This window comes from Ureibacillus thermophilus, from assembly GCF_004331915.1.
Taxonomy (GTDB): domain Bacteria; phylum Bacillota; class Bacilli; order Bacillales_A; family Planococcaceae; genus Ureibacillus; species Ureibacillus thermophilus.
Window position 1 is genome coordinate 2,235,849 of sequence record NZ_CP036528.1, and the last position, 19,161, is coordinate 2,255,009.

The 19,161-nt window shown below is 40.3% G+C and carries 15 protein-coding genes and 1 other annotated feature; of the genes, 2 read left to right on the forward strand and 13 right to left on the reverse strand.

Features of this window, described 5'->3' with window-relative positions; all coding sequences use genetic code 11:
- Positions 1 to 17: 17 nt before the first annotated feature.
- On the reverse strand, positions 18 to 1,289 hold the full coding sequence (gene hisS / locus DKZ56_RS11075) for a histidine--tRNA ligase (protein WP_208650048.1): 1,272 nt from the start codon (positions 1,287 to 1,289) through the stop codon (positions 18 to 20).
- A gap of 58 nt (positions 1,290 to 1,347) precedes the next feature.
- Positions 1,348 to 1,567, reverse strand: a binding site (T-box leader).
- Between the two features lie 143 nt (positions 1,568 to 1,710).
- Here hisS and DKZ56_RS11080 point away from each other — a divergent pair.
- The gene (locus DKZ56_RS11080) at positions 1,711 to 3,252 is read left to right on the forward strand and encodes an N-acetylmuramoyl-L-alanine amidase family protein (protein WP_208650049.1); all 1,542 of its coding nucleotides are present in this window, start codon (positions 1,711 to 1,713) and stop codon (positions 3,250 to 3,252) included.
- Between the two features lie 411 nt (positions 3,253 to 3,663).
- On the opposite strand, the gene dtd is transcribed toward DKZ56_RS11080, so the two are convergent.
- The 6 genes from dtd to DKZ56_RS11115 form a co-directional block, all read right to left on the reverse strand.
- Entirely contained in the window at positions 3,664 to 4,104 is a 441-nt protein-coding gene (dtd, locus tag DKZ56_RS11090; RefSeq protein ID WP_208650050.1) for a D-aminoacyl-tRNA deacylase, read from the reverse strand.
- A 20-nt stretch (positions 4,105 to 4,124) separates the two neighbouring features.
- Positions 4,125 to 6,320, reverse strand: coding sequence for a RelA/SpoT family protein (locus tag DKZ56_RS11095; protein WP_208650051.1), 2,196 nt, complete (start codon positions 6,318 to 6,320; stop codon positions 4,125 to 4,127).
- Positions 6,321 to 6,540: 220 nt separating this feature from the next.
- The gene (locus DKZ56_RS11100) at positions 6,541 to 7,053 is read right to left on the reverse strand and encodes an adenine phosphoribosyltransferase (RefSeq protein ID WP_208650052.1); all 513 of its coding nucleotides are present in this window, start codon (positions 7,051 to 7,053) and stop codon (positions 6,541 to 6,543) included.
- A gap of 13 nt (positions 7,054 to 7,066) precedes the next feature.
- The gene (gene recJ / locus DKZ56_RS11105; protein WP_208650053.1) at positions 7,067 to 9,388 is read right to left on the reverse strand and encodes a single-stranded-DNA-specific exonuclease RecJ; all 2,322 of its coding nucleotides are present in this window, start codon (positions 9,386 to 9,388) and stop codon (positions 7,067 to 7,069) included.
- Between the two features lie 141 nt (positions 9,389 to 9,529).
- Positions 9,530 to 11,797, reverse strand: a complete 2,268-nt coding sequence (secDF, locus tag DKZ56_RS11110; protein WP_208650054.1) for a protein translocase subunit SecDF — start codon at positions 11,795 to 11,797, stop codon at positions 9,530 to 9,532.
- 236 nt (positions 11,798 to 12,033) lie between these two features.
- Positions 12,034 to 12,366 carry a post-transcriptional regulator gene (locus DKZ56_RS11115; protein WP_245989431.1) on the reverse strand — a complete coding sequence of 111 codons (333 nt, stop codon included), beginning with the start codon at positions 12,364 to 12,366 and terminating at the stop codon, positions 12,034 to 12,036.
- 94 nt (positions 12,367 to 12,460) lie between these two features.
- Between DKZ56_RS11115 and DKZ56_RS11120 the strand changes: the two genes are divergently transcribed.
- On the forward strand, positions 12,461 to 13,978 hold the full coding sequence (locus DKZ56_RS11120; RefSeq protein ID WP_208650055.1) for a putative polysaccharide biosynthesis protein: 1,518 nt from the start codon (positions 12,461 to 12,463) through the stop codon (positions 13,976 to 13,978).
- On the opposite strand, the gene DKZ56_RS11125 is transcribed toward DKZ56_RS11120, so the two are convergent.
- From DKZ56_RS11125 to ruvA, 6 genes are all read right to left on the reverse strand, one after another.
- A complete protein-coding gene (locus tag DKZ56_RS11125; RefSeq protein ID WP_208650056.1) occupies positions 13,949 to 14,599 on the reverse strand; it encodes a DUF421 domain-containing protein in 651 nt (216 codons plus the stop codon). The genes DKZ56_RS11120 and DKZ56_RS11125 overlap by 30 nt on opposite strands.
- A gap of 267 nt (positions 14,600 to 14,866) precedes the next feature.
- Positions 14,867 to 15,127, reverse strand: coding sequence for a preprotein translocase subunit YajC (gene yajC, locus DKZ56_RS11130; protein ID WP_208650057.1), 261 nt, complete (start codon positions 15,125 to 15,127; stop codon positions 14,867 to 14,869).
- 119 nt (positions 15,128 to 15,246) lie between these two features.
- Positions 15,247 to 16,392 carry a tRNA guanosine(34) transglycosylase Tgt gene (gene tgt / locus DKZ56_RS11135; protein WP_208650058.1) on the reverse strand — a complete coding sequence of 382 codons (1,146 nt, stop codon included), beginning with the start codon at positions 16,390 to 16,392 and terminating at the stop codon, positions 15,247 to 15,249.
- A gap of 51 nt (positions 16,393 to 16,443) precedes the next feature.
- The gene (gene queA, locus DKZ56_RS11140; RefSeq protein ID WP_208650059.1) at positions 16,444 to 17,481 is read right to left on the reverse strand and encodes a tRNA preQ1(34) S-adenosylmethionine ribosyltransferase-isomerase QueA; all 1,038 of its coding nucleotides are present in this window, start codon (positions 17,479 to 17,481) and stop codon (positions 16,444 to 16,446) included.
- A 14-nt stretch (positions 17,482 to 17,495) separates the two neighbouring features.
- Complete coding sequence (ruvB, locus tag DKZ56_RS11145) at positions 17,496 to 18,497, reverse strand: Holliday junction branch migration DNA helicase RuvB (protein ID WP_208650060.1); 1,002 nt, start codon at positions 18,495 to 18,497, stop codon at positions 17,496 to 17,498.
- A 15-nt stretch (positions 18,498 to 18,512) separates the two neighbouring features.
- The gene (ruvA, locus tag DKZ56_RS11150; protein ID WP_208650061.1) at positions 18,513 to 19,133 is read right to left on the reverse strand and encodes a Holliday junction branch migration protein RuvA; all 621 of its coding nucleotides are present in this window, start codon (positions 19,131 to 19,133) and stop codon (positions 18,513 to 18,515) included.
- Positions 19,134 to 19,161 lie beyond the last annotated feature (28 nt).

Below are 19,161 nucleotides of genomic sequence, written 5' to 3' on the forward strand. Positions count from 1 at the left end.
TCCTAATTCTTTGCGTGTTAGTTTAAATGTTGTTTTAAGTAATTCACAATTTCATTAATTTGCACTTTTTCTTGATTGCCTGTTTCCATTTGTTTTACTACGACAACGCCTTCTTCAAGCTCTTCTTCGCCAATGATGACAACAAATTTTGCTTGTAGGCGGTCCGCAGATTTGAGTTGGGCTTTCATTTTGCGCATCATATAGTCCATATCCGCTGAAATGCCTTTTAAGCGGAAAGAGCTGACAAGTTCAACAGCTTTTTCTTTTGCCTCATCTCCAAGGGCGATGACATAAACATCAAGTCCATCATTGACTTCCAATTCCACACCCTCTGCTTCTAATGCAAGAAGTAATCGCTCGATAGATAAGGCAAAGCCGATGCCCGGAACGCTTGGACCCCCAATTTCCTCCACAAGGCCATTGTAGCGACCGCCGCCGCAAAGGGTTGTAATAGCGCCAAAACCTTCAGATGTGCTCATAATTTCAAAAGCCGTATGGTTATAATAATCCAATCCGCGCACAAGATTTGGATCGACTTCATATTCAATGCCTAAAGCTTCCAAATATTTTTTTACTTGGTCAAAATACTCTTTGGAAGCCGGCGTTAAATAATCCGTTAATTTTGGTGCTGTTTTCATGAGTGGATGCTCGCGGTCCACCTTACAGTCTAAAATGCGCAATGGATTTTTTTCCAAGCGATTTTTACAGTCATCGCAGAATTCATGAATATGCGGTTTGAAATGGTTGATTAGCGCTGTTCTGTGGGCATCTCTCGTTTCTTTATCGCCCAATGAGTTAATCACTAATTTTAAATGTTTTAATCCCAATGTCTGATATACATCCATAGCAAATGCGATGATTTCCGCATCTATGGCAGGATCCGCGCTTCCGATGGCTTCAACGCCAAATTGAACGAATTGGCGGTATCTACCTGCTTGTTGGCGCTCATAACGAAACATCGGACCCATATAAGAAAGCTTTACCGGCTGTTCAGGAGAACCGTACATTTTATGTTCCACATAGGCGCGAACCGTAGAAGCTGTTCCTTCTGGCCGCAATGTTAATGAACGGCCTCCCCGATCTTCAAAAGTATACATTTCCTTTTGAACAATATCTGTTGTATCCCCTACGCTACGTTGAAAAAGTTCCGTATGTTCGAAGATTGGTGTGCGTATTTCTTTATAACGATAAACGCGAGCCAATTCCCGTAATGTATTTTCGATTTTTTGCCATTTCGGCGTTTGATCTGGCAAGATATCTTGCGTGCCTCTAGGTACTTTATAAGCCATTTTGTATCTCCTTCCTGCAAACAAAATTTGGAACAAAAAAATGCTCTCATCCCTCTCTTCAAGGGACGAAAGCATATGACTTCCGCGGTTCCACCCTAGTTGACGCAAAAAGGCGTCCACTCGTTACGGATAACGGCCGTTTCCGTTTTTCCCTACTCATTTTCAGGAAAAAGCCTCACAAGTGTTTTTCGCAAATCCCTCCGTAGGAAAGATTTCAGCCAATGTCTTTCCCTCTCTGGACTTCAGGCAATTGCTACTCTCTTGGTCATGGGCTTTCGACAACATTTTTACATTACTTTTAATCTTAATTGTGGAACGAAAAGTTGTCAACTATTTTCAAAAAAGTATAGATTTATGCCTTCACTCCATTTTACAATAAAAAGAGATTTCAACATTTTTTGTCATTGAAAGTTGGATGTTTATGAAACAAACAATTTTATTTCTTTGTATGGCCCTTCTTCTAATTTGTTCTTCTGCATATCTTTCATCCTATGTTTTGGCCAACAATGGAGAAACCCGCATTGTTAATGCAGAGAAATTATATTTACGTGAAGGGCCTGGTTTATCTTATACCATCCTCGATACCCTTGAAAAAAACGAAAGATTAACAGTGTTGGATGCGGACGGGGATTGGCTTTATGTTGAAACCGATGGCAAAAAAGGATGGGTTGCCTCTTGGCTTACCCAAAAGGAACAAAAAGAAGATGTGCAAAAATATGCGATTGTACAAGTCGATTATTTAAATATTCGGCTTGAGCCCTCCCTCGATTCCCCTATCCTTGGACAACTGTTTACAGGAGATCAAGTGGCTGTTCAAAATGAGCAAAATGATTGGATTCAAATCCAGCATCAACAAATCTCCGGTTGGGTATCTTCTGATTTTGTAACCATCAACGAAACAAAAAACGATGAAACTAATAGGGAGCAAAGTGAACCATCAGAATCTACCGAAATAAAGAATACGAATCAATTTACCATTGCTGTGGATGCTGTCATCGTTCGAAAGAAGCCGAGTTTAAAATCGAAACAGTTAGGCGTTGCCAAAAAGGGAGAACAATTTGAAGTCATCAATCGAAATCATCAATGGATTCAAATTGATTTTCACGGCAAAAAAGGATGGGTTTACAATTTTTACGGAACTTTTGGAATTTCTGAAAACAATGATGATGAAAAAGAATTAAACAAGATTACCATCATCTACAATGGGACAAATATCCGAAAAGAGCCTTCCACTGCATCCAATGTATTGTTAAATGCCCAAGCCGGGGAACAATTTGTACGAATCGGCACAGAGGGAGATTGGTTTAAAATTCAACTGCCTGATGAAACTGTTGGCTATGTAGCTAGTTGGGTCGTTTCAGCAAATGAAAAAACCCCTAAACAAAATGAAAAGAAAGTAGAACGCAAAAAAGGAACCTTAAATGGCGTTACCATTGTGCTTGACCCTGGACATGGCGGAAATGACCAAGGAACAGCCGGGCTCCGTAATACCATTGAAAAAGAAATCACTTTAAAAACCGCTGAACTGTTAAAAACAAAATTGCAGCAAGCGGGCGCTAATGTGATTTTAACCCGTGAATCCGACGTTTATGTGGGGCTTTATAAGAGGGTAGCATTAGCTCATCAACATGGGGCAGATGCTTTTATCAGCATTCATTATGATGCAAGTGAAGACCGCACCATCTCAGGATTTACAACCTATTATTACCATGATTATCAACACTCTCTTGCCCAATATGTCCATGACGGAGTAGCAAATCAGCTTTCTTTACGCGACAGAGGCGTACAGAAGGGAAATTATTTGGTTTTGCGGGAGAACAAACAAAAGTCTGTTTTATTGGAATTAGGCTATTTAAGCAATCCGAGTGAGGAAAAAGTCATTAATGCGGAAAAATTCCGCGAACAAGCAACGATGGGCATTTATGAGGGCATATTAAATTATTTTGATGATCAGCTTGAATAAATCGAGTAGGAGGGAGCGATGAACTCCCGTCCTCTCACACCACCGTACGTACGGTTCCGTATACGGCGGTTCAATTAAGATCATTGACGCAAGTTTTTATAACTTCCGTGAATAGCTGTTCTCTTTATGCCAGTGGTCACTCCACGCTCCAAGAGGACCCCCACGGGATTCACCGCTTCCTCCCTCAAGTGAGGTACTAAGTTTTCTGTGTTCATCATGACCCACTGAATGCCAAGGGTTATTCTCTCTTAATTATTCGGTCCTTCTTAGTAGTTCTAAACCAACTAATACGATGACCTCTGCTGACTTCTGTCTTCGGGGTTCGGGACTTACACCCTATCGTTCATGTACATGCCGGGCGCACACAAAAAGTGGGCGTCTCAAACGACTTTTCAGACGCCCACTTTTCTATTATTTTGATTCTAGAATGATTGTAACCGGTCCATCATTGACAAGGGATACTTCCATCATCGCGCCAAAAATGCCCGTTTCCACTTTCAAACCTTGTTCACGCAGCGCTTCATTGAAGGCATTCCATAACGGTTCTGCCTGTTCTGGCCGGGCAGCTTCCACAAAGCTCGGTCTTCTCCCTTTCTTTGTTTCTGCATACAACGTGAATTGGGAAACAGATAAAATATCCCCGCCATGCTCTTTGATGGAATGATTCATTTTCCCCTGTTCATCTTCCCAAATACGGATTTCCGCTACTTTCTTCGCTAAATATTGCACATCTTCCATTGTATCTGTATGGGTAATGCCCACAAGAAGCACATACCCTTTCTCAATTTGTCCTGTCACTTTTCCATCAATGGTTACTTTCGCTTCTTTGCTTCGCTGCAAAACAACTCTCATTACAAACACACCTCAAAGCATTAATTAATCACCCGTTGCACAGAATAAATATCTGGCATTTGTTTAATTTTCTCAACAACTTTATGCAAAACCGAAATATTCGAAATAGCAAGAGTTAGATGAAGGGTTGCAATCTTATCATGGGCTGCGCGGCCAGAAACAGCTAAAATATTGACTTTTGTATCCGTCACCATATGCATGACATCATTTAATATGCCAGGACGATCAAAGGCAGAAATTTCAATATCCACTGGGTATTCTTTCTTCGTTGCTGAATCGGTATGCTCCCATTCCACTTCAATCAAACGATTTTCACCGCCTGACTGTATATTCGGACAATCTTTCCTGTGAACGGAAACCCCTCTTCCTTTCGTGATGAAGCCGACAATTTCATCGCCAGGAACCGGTGTACAGCATCGAGACAACCGCACTAATAAATTGTCGATGCCTTTGACGACAACCCCTAACTCTCCGCTGCTTTTCTTATGTTTTTGGCTTTTCATCTCTTTTTGGATTTTTTCAAGGGCTTCTTCTTGCTCCCGCTCTCTGCGCTTTTTCTCTGCCAAGCGATTAACCACTTGCTGAGGCGTAATTCCGCCAACACCAACGGCAGCATATAAATCTTCCTCGTTGGCAAAATTCAATTTATTTAAAACCCTTTGAATATTTTCTTCAGAAAGCACTTCTTTTACATCAAATTCCTGTGCCCGAATTTCTTTTTCAATCAATTCTTTGCCTTTTAGGATATTTTCTTCACGCAAATGCTTTTTGAAAAATTGTTTAATTTTGTTTCTTGCCTGGGAACTTTGGGCAATTTTCAGCCAATCCCTGCTCGGACCAAAAGATTGCTTAGAAGTTAATATTTCCACAATATCTCCCGTTTTAAGCGGCGTATCAAGGGGAACCATTTTTCCATTCACTTTGGCTCCGATCGTACGGTTTCCGATTTCTGTATGCACCCGGTAGGCAAAATCAATCGGAACGCTGCCAGCAGGCAATTCAATAACGTCTCCTTTTGGTGTGAACACATACACCATATCGGAGAATAAATCGAGCTTCAACGCTTCCATAAATTCTTCCGCATTGGAAGATTCATTTTGGAACTCCAGAATTTCGCGGAACCACGTTAATTTTTGGTCGATGCTTTCTTTATTCGGATTGACTGATTTTCCTTCTTTATAAGCCCAGTGCGCAGCAATCCCGTATTCTGCGATTTTGTGCATTTCTTTTGTACGAATCTGCACTTCCAAAGGATCCCCATAAGGTCCAATGACAGTTGTATGAAGGGATTGGTACAAGTTTTGCTTAGGCATGGCAATATAATCTTTAAAACGGCCAGGCATCGGTTTCCAAAGAGTATGAACAATTCCTAAAACCGCATAACAATCTTTAATACTGTCAACAATGATACGGACAGCCAATAAATCATAAATCTCATTAAACTCTTTATTTTGCAGAACCATTTTGCGATAAATGCTGTAAATATGTTTCGGACGGCCGTAAATTTCTGCTTCAATATTCACTTCTTTTAATTGGGAGCGGATTTCTCCCATGACATTTTCCAAATACGCTTCCCGTTCCGTACGTTTTCGTTTCATTAAGTTTACGATTCGATAATATTGTTGAGGATTTAAATAGCGGAGAGCCGTGTCTTCCAACTCCCATTTCACCTTTGAAATTCCAAGGCGATGGGCAAGAGGAGCGAAAATTTCCAAAGTTTCCTGAGAAATTCGTCGCTGCTTTTCTGTGGATAAATGTTTTAACGTACGCATATTGTGAAGGCGGTCGGCTAATTTAATCAAAATAACACGAATATCCTGGGCCATTGCAACAAACATTTTTCGATGGTTTTCAGCCTGCTGCTCTTCCTTTGATAAATATTTAATTTTTCCTAATTTTGTGACACCATCAACAAGCATGGCCACTTCTTCGCCAAATTCAGCTACTAAATCTTCCCTTGTCACAGAAGTATCTTCCACTACGTCATGTAGAAATCCGGCTGCTACTGTTGGTGGATCCATTTGAAGATCCGCTAATATACCAGCCACTTGTATTGGATGGATAATATATGGTTCTCCCGATTTGCGAGTTTGTTCTTTATGAGCTTCTTTTGCCACTTCATAAGCTTTTTTCACAAATTCGACGTGCTCATCATTCATATACGTTTTTATTTTTTCAAATACATCTTCGGGCGTCAAAATTTGCTCTTTCGCCATGATTTGTCCACCTTCAAAAAATTTTCTGTTTAATAGTATAAAATTAATTTTATAAAAAAAATATATAAAAAGTAAAGCCCAGTCTTTTAATATTACTTTCAATCAACATTTTAGAATATTGTAGGAATTTGTCAAAATTTTTCTACTGTAATATTCTTTCTTTAATATAGATAGAAAAAATTCGCACGTTATTCATTTCGTGCGAATTCTTCCGAGAAAATCAATATTGAAGCAATGTTTTTATAGGATAATTTCCGATTTTTTCTCGGCCCTTTAACTCTGTCAATTCAATAATGAATGCACAGCCTACCACTTCGCCGCCAAGTTTTTCAACTAGCTTGATTGTTGCTTCCACCGTGCCTCCTGTTGCAAGCAAGTCATCAATAATCAACACTTTTTGTCCAGGCGATACAGCATCTTTATGCATGGTAAGTACGTTTTTCCCATATTCTAAATCGTACTCTACACTTACCACTTCTCTCGGCAATTTTCCTGGCTTGCGCACTGGTGCAAAACCGATTCCTAATGCATAGGCAACAGGGCAGCCAACGATAAACCCGCGGGCTTCTGGACCAACAATAATTTCTGCTCCCACTTCTTTTGCAAATTCCACGATTTGGTCTACCGTATATTTAAAAGCATTCCCATTATCCATTAAAGGCGTAATATCTTTGAAGCTGATTCCTTCTTTTGGAAAATTCTCCACAATTGCAATATGTTCTCTTAAATTCATTACATGTTCCTCCTTAGGAATAAGAAAAATCCTTGATTCGCTCATTAAACCATTGCTTTAACTCCGAATAAGTGGAATATAAAAATTGTTGTTCCATTTCAATTTGCTGTTTGCGCAGTTGATAGCTGGCAGCTTCGGTTAAAGACCGTTTTTCAGTAAATGGATTCACTGAAATCAGACCATTTTCTATTGTAACAAAACCAAGCTCAAAAAACACCTTTGTCATAAACTGAATGGCGTCTACATTTAACCCTAAATGTTTCGATAAATGAGGAATGTGTTCCTTCAAGTTGATAAATGGCCGGCTTTTTAACAACGTATAATAGTGGGCAAAATGTTTCCGCGTTGGCATCCCATTGAAAAACAGAGGATTTGGCGTATAAAATACTGCATAAATCCGTTTAGGTTTGGCCGTTTCAATCAGTTTTTCCATCTCATCGATTTGTTTAGGCAAATCTAAGAGCACTAGAAAAGGTGAAAGGGAAAGCATCACCGCATCCTCTACCAATTGAATGGATGGCAATATACCGTGGAAACATTGAACGGTTTCCTCACGAAAAGCAATAAAGGAAGAATCTGCTGGGACCAATTTTAACCACTGATGAGCATTTGCTTTTCCTCTAAGATCAAATAACTGCCATTCTGACGTCTGGACATCTGAGATGAAAAATTGCGGTTTCTTTCGCCCTTGCCATTCGTTGATTTGCAAATCTCCAACAACGGATAATTTCACGCCATACGTGATTTCATCGTATAAATATCCTTTATAAAATCCAACAGCATCGATTATTCCATAGGCATTTTCCAGTTCCATTTTAATATGCTCTTCCTTCGCCCCAATTTTGCGCATAGAGCGGACAGAAACTTGTTCGATTGCAAAAATCGGCTTTTCAAATCCGACGCCAAAAGGTTTTAAAGCTTGGATTTCTTCAATGGCTTCAACGGTCACTTCACTTAAATCAACTGGCACATCAATGAATAATTTAGGAGTCAACAATTCCTCCGTTAAACACTCTAAAGCCTGCTGATGCAAGCGATTTCTTAATTCATCAATATGATTTGCTGTTAAGGTCATCCCAGCAGCCATTGGGTGACCGCCAAAATGAGGAAGAATATCCCGATTTTTTGCGAGTTCATTATATAAATGAAATCCATCAATACTTCTTGCAGAACCTTTTGCAAGCCCCGATTCTTCATCGATAGATAGCACAATCGTCGGTTTGTAATATTTCTCCACTAATCGGGATGCAACAATCCCAATCACTCCCGAATGCCATCCTTCTTTCGCCACAACCAGCACTAAAGAATTTTTTATATCCGGATTGTTTTCTATCATCTCAATGGCTTCTTCAGTGATGGTATTGACGAAATCTTTTCGTTCATTGTTTTTTTGATTTAATAATTGGGCGCCTAAAGCTGCGCTTGCTCTATCTTCACTCATTAAAAATTCTACGCCGGGCTTTGCGTCATCTAAACGTCCAATGGCATTCAATCTTGGACCAAAATAAAAACCGATGATTTCTTCGTCAATTTCATGTTGTTTTACACCGGAGACTTCACATAATGCCTGAACCCATGGATTAGTGGACTTTCGAATGTGCTCAATCCCTTTTTTAACAAGGTAGCGATTTTCCCCTGTCAATGGCACGAGGTCTGCAATGGTACCTATGGCAACATACTCAAATAAATGTTCGGGAACTTCTCCGTATAAAGCATGGGCAAGTTTAAAAGCAACTCCCACTCCCGCCAGTTCTCCAAAAGGATATTGCCCCTTTGGAATTCTTGGATGAACGATCACATCAGCGGGCGGAAGCTCATCTCCTGGTTCGTGATGGTCTGTCACAATTACATCCATTCCCAGTTCTTTCGCTAAACGAATCTGATCGATTCCACTAATCCCATTATCAACGGTGAGGATTAACTGAACGCCACTATCATGGGCCTTTCGAAACAATTCTTCATGAGGTCCATATCCATGGATAAAGCGGTTTGGAATTTCATATTCAACATCTGCACCTAAATCCAGAAGTACATTTAACATAACCGTTGTACTTGTTATGCCATCAGCATCATAATCTCCATAGATTAATATTTTGTCCCCGCGATTTAGAGCGCGTTCAATGCGTTCGACCGCTTCCTTCATTCCTGATAACATAAACGGATTATGTAAATGAGTATCATCTGTATAGAAAATATGTTTAGCTTCATCGATGGTTTGAACTCTTGAAGCCAATATTTTGGCGCTTAAACTTGAAATGCCTAATTCCCGTTGTAACCTTTGAACAAACAGTTGATCGGGATTTTGAATCTTCCACTTTCTTGTAGACTCTATCATTTCCTCACTTCCTCACGAAGAACATTATACATAAATTTTAATAGAATTGGACATACACTTTTCAAAATTCATCTAAGTATTAATATCACAACAAAAAAGATACTCCCGAACAATCGGGAGTACCTGTCCCACAACGATTCATTATACAACCGGCTCGTCTGAACCCCATTGTTTTTTCTCTTTTTTCTTCAAAGTTGTACCTTTTTTATCCATTTCTCGCGTTTTAAGCGTATACCAAAGCTGAGCGGCAATACAAATGGATGAGTACATACCTGTAATTAAACCGATGAGCAATGCGATTGAGAAGTTTCGAATCGCCGGCGCACCAAAAATTAAGAGCGCTACAACAACGATAATGACAGTCAACACTGTATTAACCGAACGCCCCATTGTTTGGCGGAGCGATTTATTAATGATGTCCGCAAGCTCTTCTTTCGTTTTAATTTCACCTTTATGGTCAACGTTTTCACGAATCCGGTCGAAGGTAACAATGGTATCGTTGATGGAATATCCGACAATCGTTAAAATTGCTGCAATGAATGTAATGTCTACTTCCAAGCGAAGCACGCTGAAGATTGCCACCATGAAGAATACGTCGTGCAATAATGATGCAATCGCACCGACACCCATTCTCCATTCGAAGCGGATGGCCACATAAATAATGACGCCAAGCGAAGCAATAGATAATGCTTTAATGGCATTTTTCACAAGTTCCCGTCCAACTGTCGGGGAAACGGTGCTGACATTTGGCTCATGGCCATAGTCTTTCATCACTTTTTCTTTTAAATCCAATGTTTCTTGCTGAGTGAAGTCTTTTTTATAGGTTGCAACAGCTGTATCGCTATTGTCACCGCTAATGACTAATTCATCTGGCGCAAATCCGATTTTAGCTAAATAATCGGCCATTTCTTCCTGCGTGGTTGGTTCATTTGTTAAAATTTCCACACGCGTACCGCTGGAGAAATCGATGCCTAAGTTCAATCGGAAAATACCAATCATGATCGCCCCAATGATGATGATGGCTAAAGAGATTGTGTAGAACTTTTTGCGATTGTGAACAAAGGCAAAACGGTCAAAATTCGTAGACAAGTCTAGTGTTTCTACGCCTTCTGAAGGGTCGTGAATTTTTGATTTGCGTACGCCGTAGAAGAATGGGCTTTCAAATTTTCCGCTTTTGACAAGGAGTCCAAGAAGCACACGGGACAACCATACAGAAGTTACGAAACTTAAAATGATAGAAATCATTAATGTTGTAGCAAACCCTTTAACAGAGCTTGTACCAAAGAAGAATAGCACGGCTGCAGCCAGCAATGTTGTCAACTGCGCGTCCACGATGGCACTTAAAGATACTTTTGTACCAATTTTAAATGCTTCTTGAGCCGATTTTCCGACGCGAATTTCCTCGCGAATGCGTTCTGCCGTTAAGATGTTCGCATCAACGGCCATACCGATACCGAGCACCAGCGCCGCAATCCCCGGCAGCGTCAACACTGCACCAATCCAGTTTTGAATAAGCAATACTAAATAAGCGAAGACTGTTAAAGTAATAATCGAGATAAATCCAGGCAATCGATAGTAAAGCAGCATGAAGATAAAGATTAATGCTACCCCAACGATGCTGGCAAAAATCGTGCTTTGTAATGCTTGTTCACCAAATTGCGCCCCAACAGATGTCGCATAAATTTCCGTCAATTTTACTGGAAGTGCCCCGGCATTTAATATGCTCGCTAAATTTTTCGTTTCTTCAACGGTGAAGTTTCCAGAAATCATGACATCTGTCGTATTTAAAGTTTGGTTTACAGAAGCTGCTGAAATAAATTTCGGATCAGCTTTTGTTGCTTCTTCCTTGTAGGAGTCTTTGCCTTCCTCAAAGTCCATCCAGATGACTAGTAAATTTTCACCCTGTGGCATTTTGGAAATTTTCGAAGTAATTTCCGCAAATTTTTGAGCATCTTTCAATGTTAATGTAACAATTGGACGGTTTTGTTGGTCAAAGGATGCAGCAGCGCCACCTTCCTTTAAATCTGAACCATCCAGCAATAAATTGTCGTTGACATCTCGGAACGTCAAATTCGCCGTACTTGACAACATTTCCCGAGCAGAGGATTGATCGTCAATTCCTGCAAGCTGTACGCGAATTCGATTTTCCCCTTCAACTTGGATGCTCGGTTCGCTAACACCGAAAGCATCAATCCGCTTTGATAAGGCGGTTGTTGTATTTGCAACGACATCATGTGTAATTTTTTGCCCTTCTTTCAAAGGCTGAACTTCATATAAAACTTCAAATCCACCCTGCAAGTCGAGCCCGAGTTTTACGTCTTCCAACACGCCTTTAATCGTAAAGCCCATCGCGCCAAATAAGACGACGACAGCTACGAAAAAGGCTAAAATACGGCTTTTTGAATTCATTTGAAATCCTCCTTGATGCAATATGTACAAAAGCTTGTACATACATAAACACACGAAAGCATATCTTTACAATAATCTTCCGAACAAGGGGCACAAAATCTTCTCGTGATATTTTTAATCATCGAAGAATAAACTTGAATTGAAAAATTCGTTCGTACCTATTGTAAAAATATACCTTCCATTTTCTCAGTAACAAACTAATTATGAATCACGAAAGCAAAGCTGTCAAACTGATTCTACTTCATTTCCATATCAGAATTGTAATGCTTCGCAGGTTTTAACAGTTCGTTCAGTTCTTCTTGATTCACTTCAGAAAACCAATTCGCTGATTGGAACTGTTGGATTTGAAGATGATTTACAATCTCTGAACCTCTTAATGAAAAAATCGTCGAAACAACTTCATGCAATCGAATTTCGTTCACTTTTTTCTTTCGCCATTTCTTTTGAAGACAATAATTCCAAATATCTTCAATCGAAATACCTTCATAGCCGTTCAATTTTAATTCTTCTAATTTGCTTTGAAGCACAGGCAAGACATGTTTAAATAAGCGATCGTGTTCAGGCATCATCCATCATCACTCCACCGGTTTTGTATTAACTGAAAATTTTAAAACATACAAATATTGTAACCAAAAAAAGATTAATTGAGAAGGGACTGTAGGAATGGCATCATTCGTGCGGGGTACTTTTTTTCTTACAATTGTCATTTTTTTGTCAAAACTTATCGGCTTTATATATAGAATGCAATTTATGAGAGTGGCAGGCGAAGAAGTGGTCGGGGTTTATATGACTGCTTATCCTGCATACATTTTCTTCGTATCGGTTCTGCAGCTAGGCATTCCAATCGCAGTAGCCAAAGTCGTTGCGGAACTCTATGCAAAACGTCAGCTAGGACAACTTCATACTGTGATGAAAACCGCCTCAAAATGGTCCATATTATCAATCATTTTATTTACTCCTATATTAGTGTTGTTCATCCCATTTCTAGCAGAAACGCTCTTACATAACGAAGGAACAAAAATCACGTTATACATCGCTTTAGGTGCTGTTCCCATCATCGTATTCTCCGGTTTAATTCGCGGATTTTTGCAAGGAATTGCCATCATTTCAGCGACAGCTTGGTCCCAAATAATTGAACAATTAGTGCGGATTTTTTTAATTTCCTTTGCCTTGCCGTTTTTTGTCGTGCCGGACAACCCTGAATTGACAGCAGCCTATGCTATGGCGATCACAGCTATTGGGGAGTTTATTTCATTTATCTATTTGTACATCCATTATGTAACGAAAAAAAGAAAAATTAAAAAACCTTCTTCTTCCAAACCATATCCGGCAATGCCTTTGCTTCGCATCGCCGTTCCAAGTGCGGGGAGCAGACTATTCGGAACATTCACATGGTTTCTAGAACCCATCGTCTTTTTAAAAGCTTTAACAATCGCAGGACTCACTGCCGCTGGTGCAACAACCCTCTACGGAATTATTTCAGGTGTTCATGTACCATTATTGCTTTTCCCTTCTTTCATTCCGAATGCATTGTCCATTGTGCTGATTCCTGCTGTCAGCGATGCGGTGGCAAGAAGCAATAACCGTTTACTAAACGATCGCATAGGGGTGAGCCTGCGCCTATCATCCATTATCGGCGCCTATGCAGCAACTTATTTTTTCCTTCATGGGGATGAGTTGGCGATGCGGCTATTCCATCTGGAGGAAAACCGAGGATTTATGAAAATCCTAGCTCCGATTTTCTATTTCTACTACATTCAAAGCCCTCTGCATTCTATTTTGCAAGCAATCGATGAAGCAAAGCCAGCCATGATGAACTCCATCTACGGCGGAATCGGAAAATTATTTGTAATGTTTGTATTGGCTTCACAACCGTTCATTCAAGAATACGGGGCCATTATCGCCATTGGATTTGGGGTGCTGGTGACATCCTTCTTGCATATGGCGACTCTAAGAGGTCATAAAATGATTAGTTCCGGTTTTCGATTTTTTGCCATTCCGTATGTGGCTTTCATTATTACTTGTTTGATCCAAAGCGTGCTTTTATCGAAAATGTCCTTTGGCTTTTGGGGAGACAGCGCCATAACCCTCATTGTTTTATCAATTTTATTGCTCGCAACTAATCAATTTAAGTGGAGCGATTTTCGATATTTACGCGCCATTTTTGTTCGTCGTTTTTAATTGGACGTGCAAATCGTAATTTTCATAACAGCAATAAAAAATCTCTTCTGGCTTTTCATAGCCTTTCTTTTTTAAGTTTTCTAGCAGCCATTCTTTATCTTTATTAATAAATTTTAAATGGCGCTCCACAATATATCCATCGACAATGAGCGGGAACACAACCGGGTCATCGTCTTTTAAAAAAATCGATAGCTTCCCAGATGGCTCCAAAAAAGCAAATTGGATTTGCCGGACAGATGAAACCCCTTGTTCCCGCATTTGCTGAAACAAGTCATCCAAATTGTAGCGCTGCTTTCTCATTTCTTCTTGATTAATGACGCCGTTTTCCACAATTAATGAAGGGTCTCCGTCAATTAAATCGCGGAGTTTTTTGCTTTTTAATGCAAACATTGAATTTAAATATTGAATGCCTAATAAAATCAAAATTGGAAAAACATTCTCAAATATAGGTTTTTCTAACTCATCTATGGAAAAGGCTACACACTCTGCAATGAGCACAAAAACGACTAAATCCATGATGCTCAATTCGCCGACTTCCCTTTTTCCCATTAGTCGAAACACGATTAAAACAAGAAGATACAAAAAAACCGTTCGGAAAAAGATTTGCAAATATATCTCCATATGTTCACATCCTTCCTTTCCTATTGTTTGCCGGCTTCCCTAGAACTATGCAAAATAAAAAAAGGGCTGTCCAGAAAGTCGAACACTTTCTGGACAGCCTTACTTCTTATAGGAATATTCTCTTAAAAACTTTCCCTGCGGTGGTCACAAAACGCGCCTCCTCGTCGCAATTTATCTGCGGCAAAAACTCTAGCGACAGCCGCAAAGGGTCGTCTTGAAATGATTTTTCAGACGCCCCCTTTCTTTTTACAGTTTGTCCATATTCAATTATTCGTTGATTACTCGTCCAATCGCTTGGCGTTCAAATTTTAGGCGCGTTTTTCCATCAACGAGAAGATAAACGACAGAATCTTCCAAAGAATCCACTTCTCCATGAAGTCCGCCGATTGTCACTACTTTATCTCCACGTTTTAAATTGTTTTGCATTTCTTGTGTCGCTTTTTGGCGTTTTTGAGCCGGGCGGATGATGATTAGCCACATTGCCACAAACATAATAATGATCGGTAATAAACTATATAATGTTTCCACCTTTTGACTCCCCTTTCTGATTCTCACTTCATAAGTATAGTATAAAATTATAGTAAAAATCGATGGATTTTCTAATTTATTTAAAAAAATCCCATTTTTTAATCTTTCATCATTTTACATTAAAAATTCTTTGCATCCGGTTTATTAAAGCCGTATTGCTCGAAAAATTCATCGCGGAAGTCAAGCAATCGATCTTCTCGAATAGCCTGTCTCACTTTTTCCATCAATCGCAACAAGAAATAGAGGTTGTGGTAAGTTGTTAATCTCATACCGAAAATTTCGCCTGTCCGAATGAGATGGCGAACGTAAGCCCGAGAATAATTTCTGCAAGCATAGCAGTCGCAGTTTGGATCAAGTGGGCCAAAATCTCGCGCATATTGGGCATTTTTAATGACAAGACGGCCTTGGGATGTCATAAGGGTGCCGTTTCGGGCAATTCTTGTCGGCAATACGCAATCGAACATATCAATTCCTCGAATCGCCCCTTCAATCAACGCATCCGGCGAACCGACGCCCATTAAATAGCGAGGCTTATCTTTAGGCAAAAGCGGTGTTGTGAATTCCAACACTCGGTACATAACCTCTTTTGGCTCCCCAACGGATAAACCGCCGACTGCATAACCTGGGAAATCCAATTCCACAAGAGCTTCCGCAGAGCGTTTTCTCAAATCTTCAAATTCGCCCCCTTGAACGATGCCAAACAGCCCCTGCTCTTCTGGACGCTTGTGGGCTTCTTTGCATCGTTTTGCCCAGCGCGTCGTCCGGTCAACGCTTCTTAGCATATATTCATAAGTGGCTGGATATGGAGGGCATTCATCAAAGGCCATAATGATGTCTGCTCCTAAATCGTTTTGAATTTCGATGGATTTTTCAGGGCTCAAGAAAAGTTTATCTCCATTTAAATGGTTGCGGAAATAAACCCCTTCTTCTTCAATTTTTCGAAGATCGCTTAAAGAAAATACTTGGAATCCGCCAGAGTCTGTTAAAATCGGCCGATCCCAACTCATAAATTTATGCAATCCGCCCGCTTCTTTTACAATATCATTACCGGGTCTAAGCCATAAATGATACGTATTGGATAAAATAATGCCTGCCCCAATTTCTTTTAATTCTTCAGGCGACATCGTTTTGACGGTTGCTTGGGTTCCAACCGGCATGAATGCAGGAGTTTCAAAAGATCCATGAGGTGTATGGACAATCCCAAGTCTTGCCCCGGATTGTTTACAAGTTTTGATATGTTCATATCGAATAGCTGGTTGTGTCATAAAAAATTCCTCTCTTCATCTAAAGTATAAACAGTACTTCGATTAATGGAGTTACCGTTTTGGGCGAATAAACATCGCATCTCCAAAACTAAAGAAACGATATCGTTCCTTAATCGCTTCTTCATATGCATAGAAAATCGTTTCTTTTCCGGCTAAAGCACTCACAAGCATCACAAGGGTTGATTTTGGTAAATGGAAATTTGTAACAAGTCCGTCAATACATTTAAACTCATAGCCGGGATAAATGAAAATATCCGTCCAACCTTGTTCTGCTTTAATTTTCCCATCATATTTGGAAGCGACGGTTTCAAGGGTTCTTGTGGAAGTAGTGCCAACAGCAATGACTTTGCCGCCGTTTGCTTTCACTCTGTTAAGGGTTTCCGCAGCACTTTCGCTAATGCTGTAAAACTCTGAATGCATCTTATGCTCTTCAATGGTATCGCTTGTAACAGGGCGGAAGGTGCCGAGCCCTACATGAAGGGTAATAAAGACAATTTCCACCCCTTTATTTCGAATTTGTTCAAGAAGTTCTTCCGTAAAATGAAGACCCGCAGTTGGCGCGGCTGCTGAACCGATTTCTTTTGCATACACCGTTTGATAGCGTTCCTTATCTTCCAATTTTTCATGGATATATGGCGGAAGCGGCATTTCTCCCAGCTCGTCCAACACTTCATAAAAAATGCCGTCATAATGGAACTCAAAAATGCGTCCGCCGTGCTCAAGGATATCCGTGCATGTTGCTGTCATCCGGCCATCCCCAAAGGTGATTTTTGTACCTATTTTTACCCTTTTAGCCGGTTTGACTAATGTTTCCCATCGGTTATTATCCAATTGTTTTAATAGCAAAACTTCCACATGGGCTCCCGTTTCTTCTTTTATCCCAAATAGCCGCGCAGGCATTACGCGTGTATCATTCAACACAAGGCAATCGCCCGGATTGAGTTCTTCTACAATATGGGAAAATTGATGGTGTTCAATCTCCTTTGTGTAAGGAGTCACAACAAGAAGTCTGCTTGCAGCTCGATCTTTTAATGGTGTTTGAGCAATTAATTCTTCTGGCAAGTCAAAATCAAATTCTTCTATTTTCATACTAAAACTTCCTTTTACTTAGTTTCATGATAAGTATAACCAAGATGTTCAAAAGCTAATTTCGTCGCCACTCTACCTCTAGGGGTGCGCTGAATCAATCCGATTTGCATCAGATAGGGTTCATATACATCCTCAATGGTGATGCGTTCTTCCCCTATGGATGCAGCCAGTGTATCGAGGCCAACCGGTCCCCCATTAAATTGAACAATCATGCTTTTCAGTAATTTATGGTCAATTTGGTCAAGTCCAAAACGGTCCACTTGGAGCAATTCCAAAGCCTGTTTGGCAATATCTAAAGAAATAGTTCCGTCCCCAATGACTTGAGCATAATCTCTCACCCGTTTCAGCAAGCGGTTGGCGATTCGCGGAGTCCCTCGGGAACGTCTTGCAATTTCCTCTGCTGCTTTGTCATCAATATCCACTTCAAACAGTTTACTGCTTCTTTTCACAATTTCAACTAAAGATTGCTGGTCATAATAATCAAGCCTTAATAACACGCCAAAGCGGTCCCTTAATGGGGCAGATAAAGAGCCTACTCTTGTGGTTGCTCCCACCAGTGTAAAAGGCGGCAAGTCTAATCGGATGGAACGGGCTTCCGGACCTTTGCCGACGACGATATCAAGGCAATAATCTTCCATCGCCGGATAAAGCACTTCTTCTATTGCCCGGGAAAGTCTATGAATTTCGTCAATAAAGAGGACATCTCCAGGCTCCAAAGAATTGACAATGGCTGCCAAATCCCCTGGGCGTTCAATGGCCGGACCGCTAGTTAAACGGATATTTACTCCCAATTCATTGGCAATAATATTAGCTAATGTGGTTTTCCCCAGTCCAGGAGGGCCGTAAAGCAGCACATGGTCCAGTGATTCTTGCCGCATTTTTGCAGCTTCAATAAAAATCTTTAAATTATCTTTTACTTGCTGTTGTCCAATATATTGAGACAAACGTTGAGGTCTGAGGGAAAGTTCAATTTGTTGATCCGATTCATTAGCTTCGCTTGAAACGATTCGATCCACTTGCCGCCCTCCTTATCATTTCGTATTTAACAACAGTTTTAATGCATATTTCATGTAGCTTTCAGTTGATTGCAACTCTTCATTAGCTTTTAAATCCGGCACGATTTTCGCCAATTCTTTTTCGGAATAGCCGAGAGCCTTAAGCGCCAATATCGCCTCATCCAACTCTTGTTGATGGAAATTTCCTCCAAACAGCGGCAGTTCATCTTGGGCGCTAGGAAGTTCCACATGCTCAAGTAAAGAACCAAGCTTCCCTTTTAAATCAAGAATCATTTGCCTTGCTGTTTTCTTTCCTACTCCAGGAAATTTTACTAAAAAGCCTTCATCTTCCATTTCGATAGCTGCAATCACCTGCGATGGATTTCCGCTTGCTAAGATGGATAAGGCGCTTTTTGGCCCGATGCCGGAAACTTGAATCAGCTTTCTAAACAACTCTCTTTGTTCCAACGTTTTGAAACCAAACAGCTGTTGGGCATCTTCCCTGACATGCATATGTATAAAGACTTTTTGATGTTTAGGATTGATTCGAAATTCATATGGATTTGGCGTCATGACCATATAGCCAATTCCGCTTTGCTCCAACACGATGTATTCAGGGGTGATTCTCGTCACCTGTCCAATGATATAATCATACATTTCCATTCCTCACATTCATCGTGTTTTA